The organism is Chryseobacterium indologenes, assembly GCF_001295265.1.
Classification (GTDB): domain Bacteria; phylum Bacteroidota; class Bacteroidia; order Flavobacteriales; family Weeksellaceae; genus Chryseobacterium; species Chryseobacterium indologenes_A.
In genome coordinates, this window is record NZ_LJOD01000027.1 from 1 (window position 1) to 16360 (window position 16360).

15 protein-coding genes and 1 pseudogene are annotated in these 16360 nt (G+C 40.5%); 8 read left to right on the forward strand and 8 right to left on the reverse strand.

Annotated elements, in window-relative coordinates:
* Positions 1-263: 263 nt before the first annotated feature.
* Positions 264-1292: a bestrophin family protein gene (locus AOB46_RS22015; RefSeq protein WP_062703465.1), complete on the reverse strand. Its 1029-nt coding sequence runs from the start codon at positions 1290-1292 to the stop codon at positions 264-266.
* Between the two features lie 272 nt (positions 1293-1564).
* On the opposite strand from AOB46_RS22015, the gene AOB46_RS22020 reads away from it, so the two are divergent.
* The 7 genes from AOB46_RS22020 to AOB46_RS22050 all read left to right on the forward strand — a co-directional run bounded on the left by AOB46_RS22020 (position 1565) and on the right by AOB46_RS22050 (position 7521).
* Entirely contained in the window at positions 1565-2149 is a 585-nt protein-coding gene (locus tag AOB46_RS22020; protein ID WP_185113900.1) for a hypothetical protein, read from the forward strand.
* A gap of 99 nt (positions 2150-2248) precedes the next feature.
* Positions 2249-2998 (forward strand): sulfite exporter TauE/SafE family protein, encoded by a 750-nt coding sequence (locus tag AOB46_RS22025; protein ID WP_062703470.1) that lies wholly within the window; start codon positions 2249-2251, stop codon positions 2996-2998.
* 1 nt (position 2999) lies between these two features.
* Entirely contained in the window at positions 3000-3242 is a 243-nt protein-coding gene (locus tag AOB46_RS22030; RefSeq protein ID WP_062703472.1) for a MoaD/ThiS family protein, read from the forward strand.
* A 71-nt stretch (positions 3243-3313) separates the two neighbouring features.
* The gene (locus tag AOB46_RS22035) at positions 3314-3730 is read left to right on the forward strand and encodes a molybdenum cofactor biosynthesis protein MoaE (protein WP_062703475.1); all 417 of its coding nucleotides are present in this window, start codon (positions 3314-3316) and stop codon (positions 3728-3730) included.
* A 47-nt stretch (positions 3731-3777) separates the two neighbouring features.
* Positions 3778-4647, forward strand: coding sequence for a formate dehydrogenase accessory sulfurtransferase FdhD (gene fdhD, locus AOB46_RS22040; protein WP_062703477.1), 870 nt, complete (start codon positions 3778-3780; stop codon positions 4645-4647).
* A gap of 105 nt (positions 4648-4752) precedes the next feature.
* A complete protein-coding gene (locus tag AOB46_RS22045) occupies positions 4753-5103 on the forward strand; it encodes a DUF7009 family protein (RefSeq protein WP_062703479.1) in 351 nt (116 codons plus the stop codon).
* Between the two features lie 21 nt (positions 5104-5124).
* Positions 5125-7521, forward strand: a complete 2397-nt coding sequence (locus tag AOB46_RS22050) for an FdhF/YdeP family oxidoreductase (protein WP_062703481.1) — start codon at positions 5125-5127, stop codon at positions 7519-7521.
* Between the two features lie 71 nt (positions 7522-7592).
* Here the strand turns inward: AOB46_RS22050 and AOB46_RS22055 are convergent, their stop codons facing one another.
* From AOB46_RS22055 to AOB46_RS22085, 7 genes are all read right to left on the reverse strand, one after another.
* Complete coding sequence (locus tag AOB46_RS22055; RefSeq protein ID WP_062703482.1) at positions 7593-8627, reverse strand: HesA/MoeB/ThiF family protein; 1035 nt, start codon at positions 8625-8627, stop codon at positions 7593-7595.
* A 128-nt stretch (positions 8628-8755) separates the two neighbouring features.
* A complete protein-coding gene (locus AOB46_RS22060) occupies positions 8756-9313 on the reverse strand; it encodes an NTP transferase domain-containing protein (protein WP_410470279.1) in 558 nt (185 codons plus the stop codon).
* Between the two features lie 28 nt (positions 9314-9341).
* Entirely contained in the window at positions 9342-9818 is a 477-nt protein-coding gene (gene moaC, locus AOB46_RS22065) for a cyclic pyranopterin monophosphate synthase MoaC (protein ID WP_062703484.1), read from the reverse strand.
* Between the two features lie 6 nt (positions 9819-9824).
* Entirely contained in the window at positions 9825-11027 is a 1203-nt protein-coding gene (locus AOB46_RS22070) for a molybdopterin molybdotransferase MoeA (RefSeq protein ID WP_062703485.1), read from the reverse strand.
* Positions 11028-11029: 2 nt separating this feature from the next.
* Positions 11030-12016: a GTP 3',8-cyclase MoaA gene (gene moaA / locus AOB46_RS22075; protein WP_062703487.1), complete on the reverse strand. Its 987-nt coding sequence runs from the start codon at positions 12014-12016 to the stop codon at positions 11030-11032.
* A 199-nt stretch (positions 12017-12215) separates the two neighbouring features.
* Positions 12216-13022 carry a DUF4249 domain-containing protein gene (locus AOB46_RS22080; RefSeq protein WP_062703488.1) on the reverse strand — a complete coding sequence of 269 codons (807 nt, stop codon included), beginning with the start codon at positions 13020-13022 and terminating at the stop codon, positions 12216-12218.
* Positions 13023-13025: 3 nt separating this feature from the next.
* Positions 13026-15356, reverse strand: coding sequence for a TonB-dependent receptor (locus AOB46_RS22085; protein ID WP_062703490.1), 2331 nt, complete (start codon positions 15354-15356; stop codon positions 13026-13028).
* A gap of 423 nt (positions 15357-15779) precedes the next feature.
* On the opposite strand from AOB46_RS22085, the pseudogene AOB46_RS22090 reads away from it, so the two are divergent.
* Positions 15780-16360, forward strand: a pseudogene (locus tag AOB46_RS22090) (T9SS C-terminal target domain-containing protein); the annotation flags it as partial.

The window sequence follows — 16360 nt, forward strand, 5'->3', positions numbered from 1 at the left end:
GAGAGTGAGGGATTCGAACCCCCGGACCTGTTACAGTCAACAGTTTTCAAGACTGCCGCAATCGACCACTCTGCCAACTCTCCCTGAACTTCGGCTATGCCGTTGTTTTTAGTGGTGCAAATATAGAAAGATTTTTCTTAATGGCCAAATTTTTTTTATGCCTTACAAAAAAAGTTAAAAAATAATCAAAAAACAGAAGGGTTCGGGGCTGTAAATTCCAACAGAAAATCTGAATCCGGAAGGAATCGTTTCCACAGAATATCCTACATTAGAATATCATTGACCGGCAGAATAGGCTGAGGTACATCTGTTTTACCTAGCATTTGCAGCAAATCAATTTCTATCGTCCGGCAGATGGACAGCATAGGGATATCAGTACCTAACCCTTCAAAAGGATTTTCGGAATAATCTCCTATCAGTTCCATCAGAACGTAGATCCATCCCACTATAGCCCCAAACGGGATCATCAGCCATACTCCTGCTTCGCCCAGTTTTGCAAATTCCGCGACAATGCCTAAAGGCAACAGGAAAATAAAAATACAATTGAATATAAAGCTTAAATTGGCATATTGGCGGGGAATAGGGAACTTTTTAATGCGCTCTGCTCTTCCCTGGTGATCATAAAGATCAGAAAGCACTTTCTGCATATCCAGCTGCCTTCTCATATGCAGGATTTGTTTTTCTTCAAGCTCTGCAAGGTCCAGAGACTGCAGGTTGATGAGCTGGGTTGCTTTATTGGCCGCACCGGCTAACTTAGGCTCTTCAAAAAAATAATTGATTTTTTGTTGTTCATTTAAAAAATCTTTAAACAGCCCTACACCTTCAGATTCCTGCCGTTTCTGGGCTATTTTTCCAAAATGCCATCGTAGGCTCACATGCTCCCATTGCGTAGGAAGCAGAAGCTGGTCCCTGAAAATATAAAGCCAGGCGATATGCCGGTAAATCAGACGTTCTTTAATTTGTTCAAGTTCCTGTGCAGTATATTGCGTATCAGGACTGTTTTTTACAAAAGAATTAACCATTGCTCCCCAGCTTCGGCTGCTGTTCACAATGGCACCCCATATCTTCCGGGCTTCCCATACCCGGTCATAAGACTGGTTATTTTTAAAACCGATATAAAAAGCCAAAGCTGTACCGACCAGTGAAACCGGCAGCCAGGGAATGGAAATCCAATGCCAGCCTGCTACTTTATAGAGTAGGGATACCAGAATCATATAAGAGGTCAGCCACCAGATATGATGGCCTGCAAAACGCACAATACCTTTCAGTCCAATCGTTTTTCTGACAATCATTTTTTAGTATTTATGTTTTTTCAGGAATTGTAATTAATACATCAATTCCTTTATATAATCTTATACTATGATACAACTTTTAGAATAATAAAACAAGAATTTCTTTTAAGGTTGTAACAGAACCAGACTTGATTCGGTGAATACCGTTTTGATAGTTTGTGGACAGGTTTATCTTTTTTTGAATAAAATAGAGTATCTTAGAAGTATCATGAAACATGAACTTAAGGTTTAACGTTTTAAGAATACCCGTAATAAACTGTAATGATTAAGTGGTGAAAAAGCGAACGATACTTTTCTTATTCTGTTTCTTCATGGCATGGTTTTCATCAGTCCGTGCGCAGAAGATTGTTTCCACTCTGGATAGCCTTGCCGTAGCATTTACAGTTCGTAATGGTAAAGCTTCGGATGTTCATCCTCCTGCATCAGAGAAAATAGCTTCTGCGCAAAGAAGTACGGCAGATCTGCTGTTTACACTGGATGATTTTTTTACAGGAAGTCAATACAGGAAATCAAAATCTTTCAAAGTAAAACAATATTGGGTTGATGTCAGTATAGTTCAGGATGGTATTGCAATAGATTCTGTTATGTCTGCGGTATATATTGTAGAGATACCGGGAATCAGAAATTTTAGGCAGAAAGTGGAGGCTAAACGTTTTTTTAAGGTGAAATCCAGACCATCAAAAGTCCCGGAAGAGTTGTTTATCTGCTTTTTAAATAACGACCATCTGCTGTTGACCTCAGTAAGGTCTTTTCTGTATCTGAATGATGAAGAATCTCAACAGAGACAGCGGAGGGTTAATGCATATCTGGACTGGCTGATGGAGAAATATGAGGATCCTGTACAAAGTCATTTTTAAACGGTTACTCCTGGAATTAGAGAATTTTATCATACAATATATAGGGGAATCTTTAAATTGATTATTATTGTAATAAAATTAATCCCCCAATACAAGAGCATGGAGCACTGGGAAATCTTTTTTTTCTTTTTAATCATCGCTTTCGTGTATTCATCAATAGGATTTGGCGGTGGTTCCAGCTATCTGGCGGTTTTAGCGATATATAATCTGCCATATGAGGAAATACGGTTAACAGCGCTTATCTGCAATGTGATTGTAGTTATTGGAGGTGTTTATATCTATTTGAAGAATAAACAGGTTAATTGGAAAAAAGTGATTCCCCTAACCCTGGTGAGTGTTCCCATGGCTTATCTGGGTGCTGTATTAAAAATAAGCAAGGAAACCTTCTTTTTAATTTTAGGTGCTACATTGATGGTGGCTGCCATATTGTTATGGGTAAAAACAGAAACTAAAAACGAAGAGAGCATAATAGAAAATTCTAAAACATCAGTTGTAAGGAACAGTTTTTTAGGAGGAGGTATCGGCTTTTTATCAGGATTGGTAGGAATTGGGGGCGGAATTTTTCTTTCACCGCTGCTGAATCTGATGAAATGGGACACTCCGCGAAGGATTGCAGCAACATCCAGCGTTTTTATCTTAGTCAATTCCATATCCGGAATTTTCGGACAGGCATCAAAAGTATCGGTAAATATAGATTTTTTCAGAGTCCTTGGTTTGTGTCTGGCTGTTTTCATCGGCGGGCAGATAGGGGCAAGAATGTCACTGAAATGGAATGCACTGGTCATCAAGAGAATGACAGCGGTACTTGTTTTAGTGGCAGGCGTAAACATTTTAATAAAGTATTGGTAAAATGAAACTTAAAATATTGGCATTTGGTATAACGAAAGATATTTTCGGAACTTCAGAAAAAACAGTGGAGGTAAATGATGATTTAACAGTAAAGCAGCTGAAAAACTTTCTGGAAGAGGATTTCCCGGAACTGAAAAAGCTGAAATCTTACTTTATCGCAGTAGATGAAGAGTATGCAGAAGACCATCAGGTATTAAGCAGCGTTAACGTAATAGCAGTTATTCCTCCGGTAAGCGGCGGTTAATTCAATGAAGAACCTTTCAGATAAGGCAAAAACATAAAATTTATACACACGGGACACAAATCAGGACTGCAATGATTGATATAAAAATAACAGAAAACCAGCTGGACATCACTGAATGCCTTGCTGTTGCACAGGACCTTACAAGCGGAGGCACTGCTACATTTATAGGAACCGTCAGGAACATCACAAAAAATAAGCCTGTTATCCGTCTGGAATACGAGTGCTATCAACCCATGGCCATAAAAGAGATGCGGAAAATTGCACAAAATGCGGTTTCATTATTTTCTGTACAGAATATCGTTATTCATCATCGTACCGGAATTCTGTTTCCCGGGGATGCCGCTGTCATCATTGTGGTTAACGATGGGCACAGGGATGCTGTTTTTGATGCCTGCCGCTTTATCATCGACACCATAAAACAAACAGTTCCCATATGGAAAAAAGAAGTGTTTGAAGATGGTGAAGAATGGGTTTCCGCCCATCCGTGATTAGAAGAACGAAATTTCGTATATTTACTATACCAGTTCCTGAAGTTATGAAAACCAATATATTAGAAAATAAATCTGTAGTACGGCTAGAAATTCTTAAGGTTAAGGATAACAGCAGTTTTCCCTATACTGATGATATTGCTGTAGAAGAACCTTTGGAAATCCGGGTGTCTTTTGGAAGGGAAGAACAGCGGGAAACTAAAAATATATCGGTAACGATGCGCACCCCGGGCAACGATGAAGAACTGGCAGCCGGCTTTCTTTTTACAGAAGGAATTATTTCAGCTCATCAGCAGGTTAAAAAGGTCGCGCATTCCCCAAAAGAATGTTCCGGAAACCTTGAAAATATTATCGTTGCGGAACTGACAGATGATTTTCTTCCCCGGCTGATGAAGTCAGACAGAAATTTTTATACCACCTCCAGTTGTGGTGTATGCGGGAAAAGTTCTATAGAATCTATCAGAACTGTAAGTCAGTTTCAGCATCAGGAAAAACACAACAGGGCTATATCACTTGAAACATTATACCAGCTATCGGAAAGCCTGCAGTCTTTTCAGAATAATTTCAGCGCTACCGGAGGAATTCATGCTTCCGGGATTTTCGATTTAAAAGGAAATTTACTTGCCTTAAGAGAAGATGTGGGAAGGCATAATGCCCTGGATAAGCTTATTGGACATGCCTTGTTTACAGAACAGCTTCCCCTTAAAGATAAAATTCTGGTTTTGAGCGGAAGAGCCAGTTTTGAACTGATTCAGAAAGCAGCAATGGCAGGCATATCTGTAGTAGCTGCCATAGGTGCGCCATCCAGTCTGGCTGTAGATCTGGCTAAGGAATTTGATATAACTTTATTGGGATTTCTTCGGGAAAACCGGTTCAATATATATAACCAAAGCCGTTTTCTTGAAATTATTATCTGATTGATTACCCAATCCTTTTGCAAATCTAAAGGCATCTGTGGCAAAAAATAAAAGAATTATATAAAAGGAAGCTGTACATCAGCAGCTATTTAAAAGAATATATTAATGAAAATAAGAATAAAAGATAACTCAATCCGTTTAAGGCTCACCCAGTCTGAAGTCGCAGAATTAGGAAAAAATGGAATTGTTTCCAGTGTAACTCAATTCGTCGACAGACCATTTATTTATGAAATTAAAAAAACGGATGATGAAGAACTTTCCGCAGTTTTCATAGAGAACAGGATAGTCATGAAAATACCCGGAACAATGATTCAAGAGCTTGTTTCCACAGACAGAGTAGGTTTTGACGGGCAGACAGGCCTGGTGAAACTGCTGGTAGAAAAAGACTTTGTCTGTATCGATAATACCCTGGAAGACCAGAGTGATAATTATCCGAATCCCAATCTTACATGTTGATCTCATTAAAAATAAAAAGCTATGGAGGACCATAACAAAAAGAAAGAAATAGAAGAAAGTATCCGAAAAGAACCTGATGCGGAGAACCCCTATACCTTACTTGATCTTAAGCTTACTCACGTTGAAAAAGCCGCAGCAGGAATACCCGCGGTAATGGCTGCTTTTAGTGATTTATTTGAAGAAAAAGCTCCCGTTCGCGGAATGAGAGCCTTATTTAAAATGAACCAAATGGGTGGTTTTGACTGTCCCAGCTGTGCGTGGCCGGACCCTGATGATGAGCGTTCTGTTTTGGGAGAATATTGTGAAAACGGAGCAAAAGCACTCGCTGAAGAAGCAACCACCAAAAAAGTCACCCCCGAGTTTTTTAAGCAGAATTCAGTATATGACCTTGCCAAATTAGATGATTATCAGATCGGAAAAATGGGAAGACTTACCGATCCCATGTACCTGCCGCAGGGAGCTATCCATTACCAGCCTATAACTTGGGAGAATGCCTTTAAAAAAATAGCGGAACATCTCAATGCGCTGGAGTCTCCCGATGAAGCAGCTTTTTATACTTCCGGAAGAACAAGTAATGAAGCGTCCTTTGTTTACCAGCTGTTTGCCAAAGAATTCGGTACCAACAATATGCCGGACTGTTCCAATATGTGCCATGAGACTTCCGGATCAGCATTACGCCCCACTATCGGCATTGGCAAAGGAACTGTAACGCTGGAGGATTTTTATGAAGCAGAAGTCATTGTAATCATTGGTCAAAATCCGGGAACCAATGCCCCGAGAATGATGAGCGCACTGGCCAAAGGAAAAAAGAACGGAGCTAAGATCATTGCCGTTAACCCTCTTCCTGAAGCAGGTCTGATGGGCTTTATCAATCCACAGAGTGTGAAGGATATCCTGAAAGGAGGTGTTCAGCTTGCTGATCTTTACCTTCCTGTAAAAATCAATGGGGATATGGCTTTATTAAAAGCTCTTGAACTTTTACTGATTGAATTTGAAAAGAAAAACCCGGGAATGGTATTTGATAAAGACTTTATTAATGAGAAAACAGTAGGATACGACGATTTTATAAAACAGTTTGACCATTATAATCTGGATGAACTGGCTGTTCTTTCAGGAGTTTCCAAAGAGGGATTGTATCAAGCAGCAGAAGCGATCGCCACCAAAAAAAGAATTATTTTCAGTTGGGGAATGGGATTAACTCAGCAGCCTAACGGTGTAGATATGATTCGTGAGATCCTTAATATCCTTCTGCTTAAAGGCAGCATAGGAAAACCGGGAGCAGGAGTATGCCCTGTCCGTGGTCACAGCAATGTACAGGGAAACAGAACCATGATGATTGATGAAAAACCTACCGATGAACAGCTGGACAGGCTTGAAAACTTTTATGGCTTTAAAGTGCCCCGTAAACACGGCTATGATGTCGTACGTGCCATAAAAGCCATTCACGAGGAGAAAGTAAAAGTCATGTTCTGTATGGGAGGGAACTTTATATCCGCAACGCCCGATACCACCTTCACAGCCAATGCGCTGCGGAAGCTTAATTTACTCGTATCAGTATCCACCAAGCTGAACCGGGGGCATCTGGTGCACGGGAAAGAAGCTCTTATTCTGCCAACTTACGGACGAAGTGATAAAGATATTGTGAATGGAGAAATACAGATTGTCTCCACAGAAAATTCAATGGGAGTTGTTCAGGACTCAAAGGGAATGCTGGATCCGGTTTCCGATAATCTGGTAAATGAGACCCAGATCGTCTGCCGTATGGCCATGGCTACGCTGGGAGAAAGGTCTGTAGTCAACTGGCAGCGCTATCATGATAGCTATGATGCGGTGCGGGATGATATTGAACAATGTATTCCCGGATTTGAGGATTATAATGTCCGCGTCCGCCAGAAAGGAGGATTTTACCTTCCCAATGCGGCCCGCGACAAGCAGTATTTTTCTAAAGAACTTGGAGGACGTGCTCCGTTCACCTTAACTGAAATTCCGGATAATAACCTTGCTCCGGATGAATATATGATGGCTACCACCCGTACCCACGATCAGTTCAATACAACCATTTATGGACTGGATGACAGGTATCGCGGAATTAAAAATGAACGCCGGGTAGTCTTTATGAATCAGAATGATATAGATAAAGCCGGATTTAAGGCAGGGGATAAAGTAGACCTCTATAATTATGATGACGGTATAGAAAGAGTTGCTCCGTTATTCATTATTGTTTCCTACCAGATCCCCGAAAAAAATACAGTAACCTATTTCCCGGAAACCAATGTGCTGGTATCCGTAAATAACGTGGTGAAGGAGAGTAATATGCCGGCATCCAAATATGTGAAAATTAAAATTAAGAAGCACGATCCTGAAGTTTATAAAAAGGTGGATGAAATGCTTTATAAAGGAGCTGTTCAAAAGCCTTAAACCGGATAAATGAATTCAATATACAGCAAAGAGCATTGGGGAAAATGCTCTTTGTTTATTAATAATATGATTTAATTCTGTAGCTTGTTGATTCCATCTTTCAAAGAAAATACCTTTGTCCCGGGAAAAGCCTTTTTAATAACTCCCGCCGCAGAAACACTACGTTTCCCGGTTGCACAATAGCAGACAATGGGAATGGAAGAGTTGATTAGACCCAGCTTATTGCCCAGATCATCCAGCGGAATATTCTTTCCGCCGATATGGAAGTTCTGATGTTCCTGTTCTGTCCGGACGTCTATCAGCTCATATCTGCTATTCTCCAGCTCTTCAAAGGTAATGGAAGCGATGGTTGGAGAAAGAGCCGTAATCGGGGTTGATGTTTTCCGCAGCTTAATGGTTTGCGTCTTACCACTCATCACATTGATCATCCATAATTTCCCGGCTAAAATATCTTCAGAACGGGTTAAGTATTTTATAGCTTCGTTAGCCTGCATGCAGCCGACTATTCCTGCCAGAGTGGGAATAACACCGCCTTCTCTGCAGTTAGGTACCTGTGATTCATCTACATGAGGAAAGACATCCCGGTAATTGGGAGAGAAACTGCCGTCTTTCAGCATAGCATTCCATATGCTTACCTGGCCTTCGTGCTGATAAATGGCACCATATACCAGCGGTTTTCCAGACAGTACACAGGCGTCATTCAGCAGATATTTGGTTTCAAAATTATCCGTCCCCTCAATAATCAGATCAAAATTTGAAATCAAATCCATTACATTATCGGAAGTAACCCGCTGACAATAAGGGATTACCGATACAGAGGGATTTTGCTGCTGCAGTCTTTTGGCTGCGGCTTCTACCTTAAATGATCCTATATCATCAGGGGTGTATAAAATCTGCCGGTGAAGGTTACTCAGGGAAACAATATCATCGTCCACAATACCGATAGTTCCTATACCGGACGATACCAGATATTGTGAAGACGGACAGCCAAGACCCCCCATACCCACGATCAGAACCTTGGCATTTTTAAGAAGTTCCTGGGAAGAAAGACCAAATCCGGGTAAAACGATCTGGCACTGATAACGTTCAAATGGATCTCCACTCATAATGATTTGCTTTTTTGCTAATACGTAAATATTTTATCCGTGTATTAGGGGCAGTTATAAATGTTCAGTTTAAAGGTTGCATTTAGCCTGCCCACAATTCACGATTTTTATGAATCGCAGCTTAATGTCTATTTTTTCAGAATATTCTGAGCCTTTTCAGCATCTTCAGGCGTGTTCACATTCATCAAAGCATCCGGATTCCGAGGTTTAAGAATAAGAGTGTCACTGTTGATCAGTACTTTTCTCGGACACGTATTTCCAGTTCCTAAAAAATTCAGCAGAAGGGGGTAGCTTTTAGGTTCCCAGATGGTAATCAAAGGTTCCGGAAGTCCGTCAAAAGGACTTTCATAAGTGGTTGCGGCTTTTTTATCATCCCGTGAACTGATCAGAAACTCCAGTGATTTTTTATCCAGTAAGGGCAGGTCACAGGCTACAACAAGCCAGGCTTTATCCCTTTGGGAACGGAGTGCAGAAAGAATTCCTCCAAATGGCCCCATATTCAGAAAAGTATCTGTAAGGGCATGATAATCCGGATCAAAATCTTTCAGCTGATCCTGTCTGCAGGAAATGAAAACTTCTTCACAAAAGGGAGCCAGAAGGTCAGCTGCAAAATAACGCTGTTCCTTTCCATGCCAGTTCAGCAGATCTTTTGGAGTACCCATTCTTCTGCTTTTCCCCCCGGCCAGAACAAGGCCATTGATGGAAGGAATGGTATTATTCTCTTCTGAAATCATTTTTTCCACCGGATTTTTCTATTAATTTAATTTCTTTAATAATAATATGATGGCTCAGGGCTTTACACATATCATAGAGCGTTAGTGCGGCTACAGAGGCGCCTGTAAGCGCTTCCATTTCTATTCCTGTTTTGGCTTCAACTTCTGTGGTACAGTAAATTTCAATCTCGTTTTTATCATTTACTTCAATGTCTACTTCACAGTTCTCAAGTCCAATCGGATGACAGAGCGGAATGAGCTCGCCTGTTTTTTTTGCGGCCATTATTCCTGCGATGATGGCAGTCTGAAAAACAGATCCTTTCGGAGTTTTAAAGTCACCTTCTTTCAGCTTTTGGAGGATGTCTGCAGGAACTTCAACCGTTGCTTTGGCTACCGCTTTCCTGTGGGTGACCTGCTTTGCGCTTACATTCACGATTTTGGGCTGCAGCTTTTTATTAAGATGTGAAAAATCTGTCATACTTTTTTAAAAATTATATTTCCATATTTTATAAACTTCTCCCTTTCTGAAAGAATCCTGCTCCAGAGGCAGCTCTATAAAGGCTTCTGTATCCGTGAGGTGGGAAAAATCACCTGAGCCATTGGTGTCTACGGCTTCGGCGGTTAACAGTCCTTCTGAATTCACATGAAGTTTTACCTGTGCAAAATACTGAAGTGAGGGAAGAAAATCAATGTCGTTTTGTAAAACAGCATACTGAAATGCAGGACCTTGTATTTCCAGTGATTTCTGAAGCCACGGAATAAAATAACGGTGCAGACACATGAAAACAGAAACAGGATTCCCCGGAAATGCAAAAACAAGCGTTTGATTCCTGCTTTTTCCAAACCAAAACGGCTTTCCCGGTCTTTGTTTTATTTTATGGAAGAGTTTCTCAATTCCCAGTTCTTCACATACCTGAGGTAAATAATCAAATTTTCCCATAGAAACACCGCCGCTCATCAAAAGTATATCATATTCCTCAATACAGCGTAAAAGTTCTTTCTTAATTTCCCTGTAATCATCATTAAGATGAAGCATATCTGCCTGAACAGTATATCTTTCAAGGACAGATTTAATAGTGATTCCGTTTGAGCGCCTTAACTGGAATGGGGAAGGAACAGATTCCGGGCTTATCATTTCGTCCCCTGTGGAAATAATCAGGGTTTTGGGAAGTTTTTTTACACATAGCATGGTTTTTCCTACGGATGCGGCAATACCTATGATAGCCGGAGTAATCACCTGATCGGCTTTAACCAGGATTTCTCCTGCTTTTTTATCTTTCCCTTTACGATGGATGTTCTGGCCTTTTTTAATATCGATGAGAATTGTAGCAAATCCATTATCAATTGAAAGGTCTTCATACCGGATGACGGTATCTACTGATTTGTCCAGTGAAGCCCCTGTCATAATTTCAATACATTCATTTTCGGCAATGAGGGAAACAGATGGTTGTCCGGCAGGCTGTAGTGCTTTGATGACAAACGAACGGATTCCTTTTTCATAAGAGCTGTAGGCTATTGCAATACCATCAACGGTAGGCCGGTCAAAAGGAGGAAGGTCCCGGTCGGCAGTGACTGCCTCGGCTAGTACTTTTCCCAATGCCAGATCATAAGGAATGAATTCCCTGCCAAAATCCCGGGTCTGGGAAAGTATAATATCTTCTGCCTGCTGTACGGTAATCATTGCCATAGTTATCCTCCGATTGTAGCCATAGACTGATGGATCTGTGAGGGTGTCAGACTAAGCTTTTCGGCTTCCCATCCGTCTTTGGGTTTGTTATTAATGGTATTGATGATTCTGATTTTCAGCTCATCATCAGTTTTTCCTGAACGTATTTCCTCTTTCAGATTAATGCCGCCGCCTTCATACAGGCAGTTTCTTAATACACCGGTAGGAGTGATGCGGATTCTGTTGCAGTCTCCGCAAAAAGAGCGGGTATATGCAGCAATGATTCCTACATTTCCCATAAAACCCGGGATTTTATAGCTGTAGGATGTTGAACTTTTAGGGTCTTCAATTTTTTCTATCTGAGGAAACTTACTTTTAATATGTTCATAAATATGCGCATGATCCCACTTCAGAGATACTTCTGCGGAACTTCCGTTAAATGGCATTTCTTCTATAAAGCGGACATCAACAGGCAGGTTTTGGGTTAGGGACACCAGAGGAATAAGATCTTCAATATTCTGACCTTCCATCACCACTGTGTTGATTTTTACTTTAATCTGGTGTTTCAATAAGGATTCCAGTGTTTTCATGACTTTGTCAAAGCTGTTCCGGCGGGTTATTTTGAAGAAACGCTCTTTATCCAGAGTGTCAAGGCTGAGGTTAACCGATTGTATTCCGGATGCTTTAAGCTGTGGAATGTATTGTTCTGTCAGGAGACCGTTAGTGGTCAGGCTGAGGTTGCTGAGACCTTTCAGGCAGGAGATTTTTTCAATAAGATTAATACAATTCTTCCTTACAAAAGGTTCCCCTCCGGTTATTCGGATCTTATCAACTCCCAGTTCCGTAAAAACAGAGCAGATCCTCAGCATCTCTTCGTCTGTCATCAGGTCTTTTTGTTTGATCCATGTAAGTCCGCTTTCCGGCATACAATATGTACAGCGGAGATTACAGCGGTCTACAACAGCCAGCCTTAAATAGTTGATATGTCTTCCGAATTGATCTGTCAGCATTTTAAAAAAGAAAGAGTATTACTACAAATATACTGATTGTTTTGGGTGGAATGGTTCAAATTTATACATAGAATTAAAGACTGTTCACAGTACTATTCGCTCGCAACGGAGAAGAAGGATTGATGATATGGGTGTTTTTTTGTCTGCAGATTGAAAAAAAATCCCGGTAAAACCAGGATTTTATTATGAGTTTATATTTTTATGGCTGAATTACAAAGCTCTGCTTGCTTAGGGTATGTGCCGAAAAATATCCCAGAGCACCATTACTGATGTTACTTGGAGGGTTGGCGGGAGTTACGCCGCTTCCACCGTCTGCAATATCAAGAAGAGCACTATAGAAGGTAAAAACATTGGTGTCAATGCACTGCATTTCAACATGGATGGTATCTCCTACAACAACTTCATGATCAGCACCATCGTTGTCATCATTAGGAAGCATTAAAGGCCTTTGGTTCGGAAGACCGTTGTTGATGTTGTCCGAAAAAACATTCAGTGTCTTTTTAGATAAATTATTAATGGTAAAGCTGAAAAGGTAACGGTTTCCCAATGCTTCGGGATCTGTAAAAATGGGTAAAAGTGTATAGCTGGTTTTTCCTCCGAACGTAAAAGAATCCTGTTCCAGGCCTTCAAAAGCAACAGCTTCCGGCATAGTGCTCTGAGCGGTGTACAACTTTCCGTCTGCTTCAACTTTTAAGGTGTAGGTTCTTCCTGATGCTCCTACAAAAGCGGATGAAGTCTGGTATTTTCCGTTACCGATGTATTGCAGGGTCTCTGTCTGCCCGGTATTATCGCTCAGGATTACAGTGGCTCCGGTTACGGCAGGATACTGGTTATTTTGTGTAAAAGCCACAGACCTGGTTATTTTCACAAAATAAGGTCCTGGCTGGTTGGTAATGTTTCCTTCAATAACAATATTTCCGCTCTGGTCTTCCAGATCAAGATCAATTTCTTTCTGGCAGGCGGTAAATAAAAACAAAGAGAATATAATTAAAAAGGTATTTTTCATGATTTAAAATTTGAAATTATATGTGATGTTAGGAACCCATCGGAATAAAGAGGTCTGCATAGCACGGGTTGTTCCGGGATTATTCGGATTATCTTCAAAAGTAATGGTGTAAGCATTTTCACGGCCATACAGGTTATAAATTCCGAAAGACCATGAACCTCGGAAACGTTTTGTGGAAACAGGTTCGTAGGTGGCGCTCAGGTCCATTCTGTGATAAGCCGGCATCCTGTCTGCATTTCTGCTGCTGTACTGGAATACCGTCTGGCCGTTCAGCTCATACTTTCCGGTAGGGAAGGTAACAGCATTTCCTGTGCTGTAAAGGAATAGCCCGGAGAAAGACCATTTTTCGTTCAGCTGATAGGTTGCCACTACAGAAAGATCGTGGGTTTTATCCATTCTGGCATTGTACCATTCATTGTCATTGATGCCGTTGATCTTTCTTTCCGTTTTAGATAGGGTATAGGAGATCCATCCGGTTAGCTTTCCGCTTTTTTTCTTAGCAATTAATTCCAGTCCGTAGGCTCTTCCTTTTCCGAAAAGAAGTTCACTTTCTATATCCGCGGCAGTATCAAATGTGATCTGGGCTCCGTTTTTATAGTCGATCTGGTTCTGCATAGATTTATAATAGATCTCTGCATTCAGCTCATAATTATTATTGTTGAAATTTCTGCTGTATCCCAGGCTGACCTGATCTGCAATCTCTGGCTTTACTGTATAGCTGCTTCCTATCCACTGGTCTGTAGGATTTCCGCTGCTGCTGTTGCTTAAAAGGTGCAGGTTCTGGGTATTGCGGGAATAGCCTCCTTTCACACTGCTGACCTCATTAATTCGGTAATTGGCTGTAATACGAGGTTCCGGATTAATATATGTTTTTCCGAATTTTCCCTTTTCCAAAAACCGGCTATCCGTAAGAACCCCATTTTCATAAGTGTTGAAAGTATCACCACCCAACACGCTGAATAGGGCCAGCCTTACTCCGTAATTAACAGTCAGCTTATCATTCACTTTAAAATCATCATTAATGTAAAAGGCGTTTTCCCATGAATATCTTTTATTTCTCGGAAAGCTGCTCACACTTGTACCGGAAGCACTGCTTGGAGTAAGGGTGTGGTAAATAGACTGTAGTCCAAAGCGTACAGAATGCTTATTTCCTGCAAACCAGGTGAAATCCTGCTTAAGATTCCAGTCCTGTATCTTTGAATTCAGCCCAAACTTATTGTCATTGCTTTCCAGACTTATCTTATAATCATAATTACTGTAGATAAAAGATGTATTAGAGAACAATTTACTGTTGATAATGCTGTTCCATCTCAGAGTTGCGGTTGTATTTCCCCAATCTGAAGAAAAAGTATTGCCAATTCCCAGGACATCCCTTCCGAAATATCCGGAAAGATAGAGACGGTTGTTTTCATTAACCTGATAATTCGCCTTCAGATTGAGATCATAAAAGTATAATTTATTGTCTTTAAAATCATCGGTTGTTTTCAGGAACAGATCGGCATACGTTCTTCTTCCTGAGACAATAAATGATGATTTTTCTTTCTGAATAGGACCTTCTACGCTCAAACGGCTGCTAATGAGGCCGATTCCTCCGTTGATATTGTAATTTTTGTTGTTTCCGTCTTTCATTTTTACATCCATCACAGAAGAAAGGCGGCCTCCATACTGAGCAGGGCTGTTTCCTTTGATAATGCTAGCATCTTTCAGGGCATCGCTGTTGAATGTACTGAAAAAACCAAGCAGGTGTGATGCGTTATAAACAGGAGCTTCATCCAGAAGGATCAGGTTTTGATCCGCAGCACCCCCTCTTACGCTGAAACCGCTGCTGCCTTCCCCGTTACTTTTAATACCGGGCAGGAGCTGGATAGTTTTCATGACATCCTTTTCTCCGAACAGAACCGGAAGCTTTTCTATATTTTTAATGCTTAACGTTTCTGTACCCATTTGGGCCGTAGAAAGATTTTTATCCTTTTTTACTCCTGAAACCACCACTTCGTCAATGCTCTTGGTTTTTTCTTCTTCCTGACTAAGGGGAAGGTCCAGCTTGATGTTCTGATCAACCTTTACCTGCTGTTCAAAATCTTTGTACCCCGGATAAGAAATAATCAGGGTATAGCTGCCTTCCGGTAATGATAGGGAATAGAAGCCATATTCATTGGCGGTTACATGAATGGATGGGTTTTCACTTACTTTTACATTTACTCCGATCAGGAGTTCGCCGTTCTTTTGATCTTTTACGGTTCCGCTTACAGAATAGGTCTGCTGTGCCATTGCTAAGGCACTGAAACAGAGCGCAGCCGTAGCAGCGGTAATTTTTAAAAAGGATGTTTGCATTAGTTTATTTTAAAGTAGTAAAACTTTTTTCTATAGAAATAGCCGTTTGTTAATGTCTGATTAGTAGGAATAACAGGTGATTAGTTACACGGATATGACTGATAGATGAAGTCATTTTTAACTTTTAATCAATGATTTGTGATTTATATTAAATATTATTACACTCATCAAATACTGGAATGCTTTTTTGAATAAAACATCTTTAAAATATTCTGTATAATAAAAGTAATTATATAAATTATTTCATATAAAATAAAATACGACACGTTTTGTCGTTGTTCAGTCTTTTCTTTGTAGAATAATATTAACTATAATCATTTGGCTTTCATGACAAAAAAAGGATTAAATCTACTTGATGTGAAGTAAAAAAGTGTAATTTTGCACCGCTTAAAAATAATAAACCAACAACTCAAATAACACAGAATGAAACAATTTTATCTCAGTGCTTTTTTTCTATGCACTGGTTTATCTCTTTCTGCGCAGGAAGTCTTATGGCAGAAAGACATCAAATCCTCCACTCAGGATTTTCTGAGTCAGATTACCACTACTATTGATCAGCAGTACCTGATTACCGGAAGCTCCATCCAATCAAAAAGCCAACAGTCAGCAGCTGACAGCCAAAAGCAGAACAACGGCTACGATTTCCATCTGGTTAAACTCAACCAGCAGGGAGAACAGGTCTGGGAAAAATACCTTTCAGGACAGAACCACGACTACCTTTCCGCTTCTGTTTCTACCCAGGAAGGTGGATTTTTAATTGCAGGAACCTCCTATTCCGGAAAAGGGCTGGATAAAAAAGACGAATCCAAAGGCGGATCAGATATCTGGCTGGTAAGATTGAATGAATTCGGGGATGAATTATGGCAGAAAACATTAGGAACGGCTTCCGATGAAGAAGCCAGAGCAGTTGTTCAGACCACCGATTTGGGATTCTTTGTGGCCGGTAATATTCAGAACTCTTCCAAAGGGTATGGCTCTAAAGATGCCTGGATCATCCGTCTGGA

What these genes read in the sequence shown, in the direction of transcription:
- AOB46_RS22015 (WP_062703465.1), bottom strand. Translation starts at nt 1,292, where the DNA reads ATGATTGTCAGAAAAACGATTGGACTGAAAGGTATTGTGCGTTTTGCA.
- AOB46_RS22085 (WP_062703490.1), bottom strand. Translation starts at nt 15,356, where the DNA reads ATGCAAACATCCTTTTTAAAAATTACCGCTGCTACGGCTGCGCTCTGT.
- AOB46_RS22045 (WP_062703479.1), top strand. Translation starts at nt 4,753, where the DNA reads ATGAAAATAAGAATAAAAGATAACTCAATCCGTTTAAGGCTCACCCAG.
- moaA (WP_062703487.1), bottom strand. Translation starts at nt 12,016, where the DNA reads ATGCTGACAGATCAATTCGGAAGACATATCAACTATTTAAGGCTGGCT.
- AOB46_RS22050 (WP_062703481.1), top strand. Translation starts at nt 5,125, where the DNA reads ATGGAGGACCATAACAAAAAGAAAGAAATAGAAGAAAGTATCCGAAAA.
- AOB46_RS22080 (WP_062703488.1), bottom strand. Translation starts at nt 13,022, where the DNA reads ATGAAAAATACCTTTTTAATTATATTCTCTTTGTTTTTATTTACCGCC.
- AOB46_RS22030 (WP_062703472.1), top strand. Translation starts at nt 3,000, where the DNA reads ATGAAACTTAAAATATTGGCATTTGGTATAACGAAAGATATTTTCGGA.
- AOB46_RS22035 (WP_062703475.1), top strand. Translation starts at nt 3,314, where the DNA reads ATGATTGATATAAAAATAACAGAAAACCAGCTGGACATCACTGAATGC.
- AOB46_RS22025 (WP_062703470.1), top strand. Translation starts at nt 2,249, where the DNA reads ATGGAGCACTGGGAAATCTTTTTTTTCTTTTTAATCATCGCTTTCGTG.
- fdhD (WP_062703477.1), top strand. Translation starts at nt 3,778, where the DNA reads ATGAAAACCAATATATTAGAAAATAAATCTGTAGTACGGCTAGAAATT.
- moaC (WP_062703484.1), bottom strand. Translation starts at nt 9,818, where the DNA reads ATGACAGATTTTTCACATCTTAATAAAAAGCTGCAGCCCAAAATCGTG.
- AOB46_RS22055 (WP_062703482.1), bottom strand. Translation starts at nt 8,627, where the DNA reads ATGAGTGGAGATCCATTTGAACGTTATCAGTGCCAGATCGTTTTACCC.
- AOB46_RS22070 (WP_062703485.1), bottom strand. Translation starts at nt 11,027, where the DNA reads ATGGCAATGATTACCGTACAGCAGGCAGAAGATATTATACTTTCCCAG.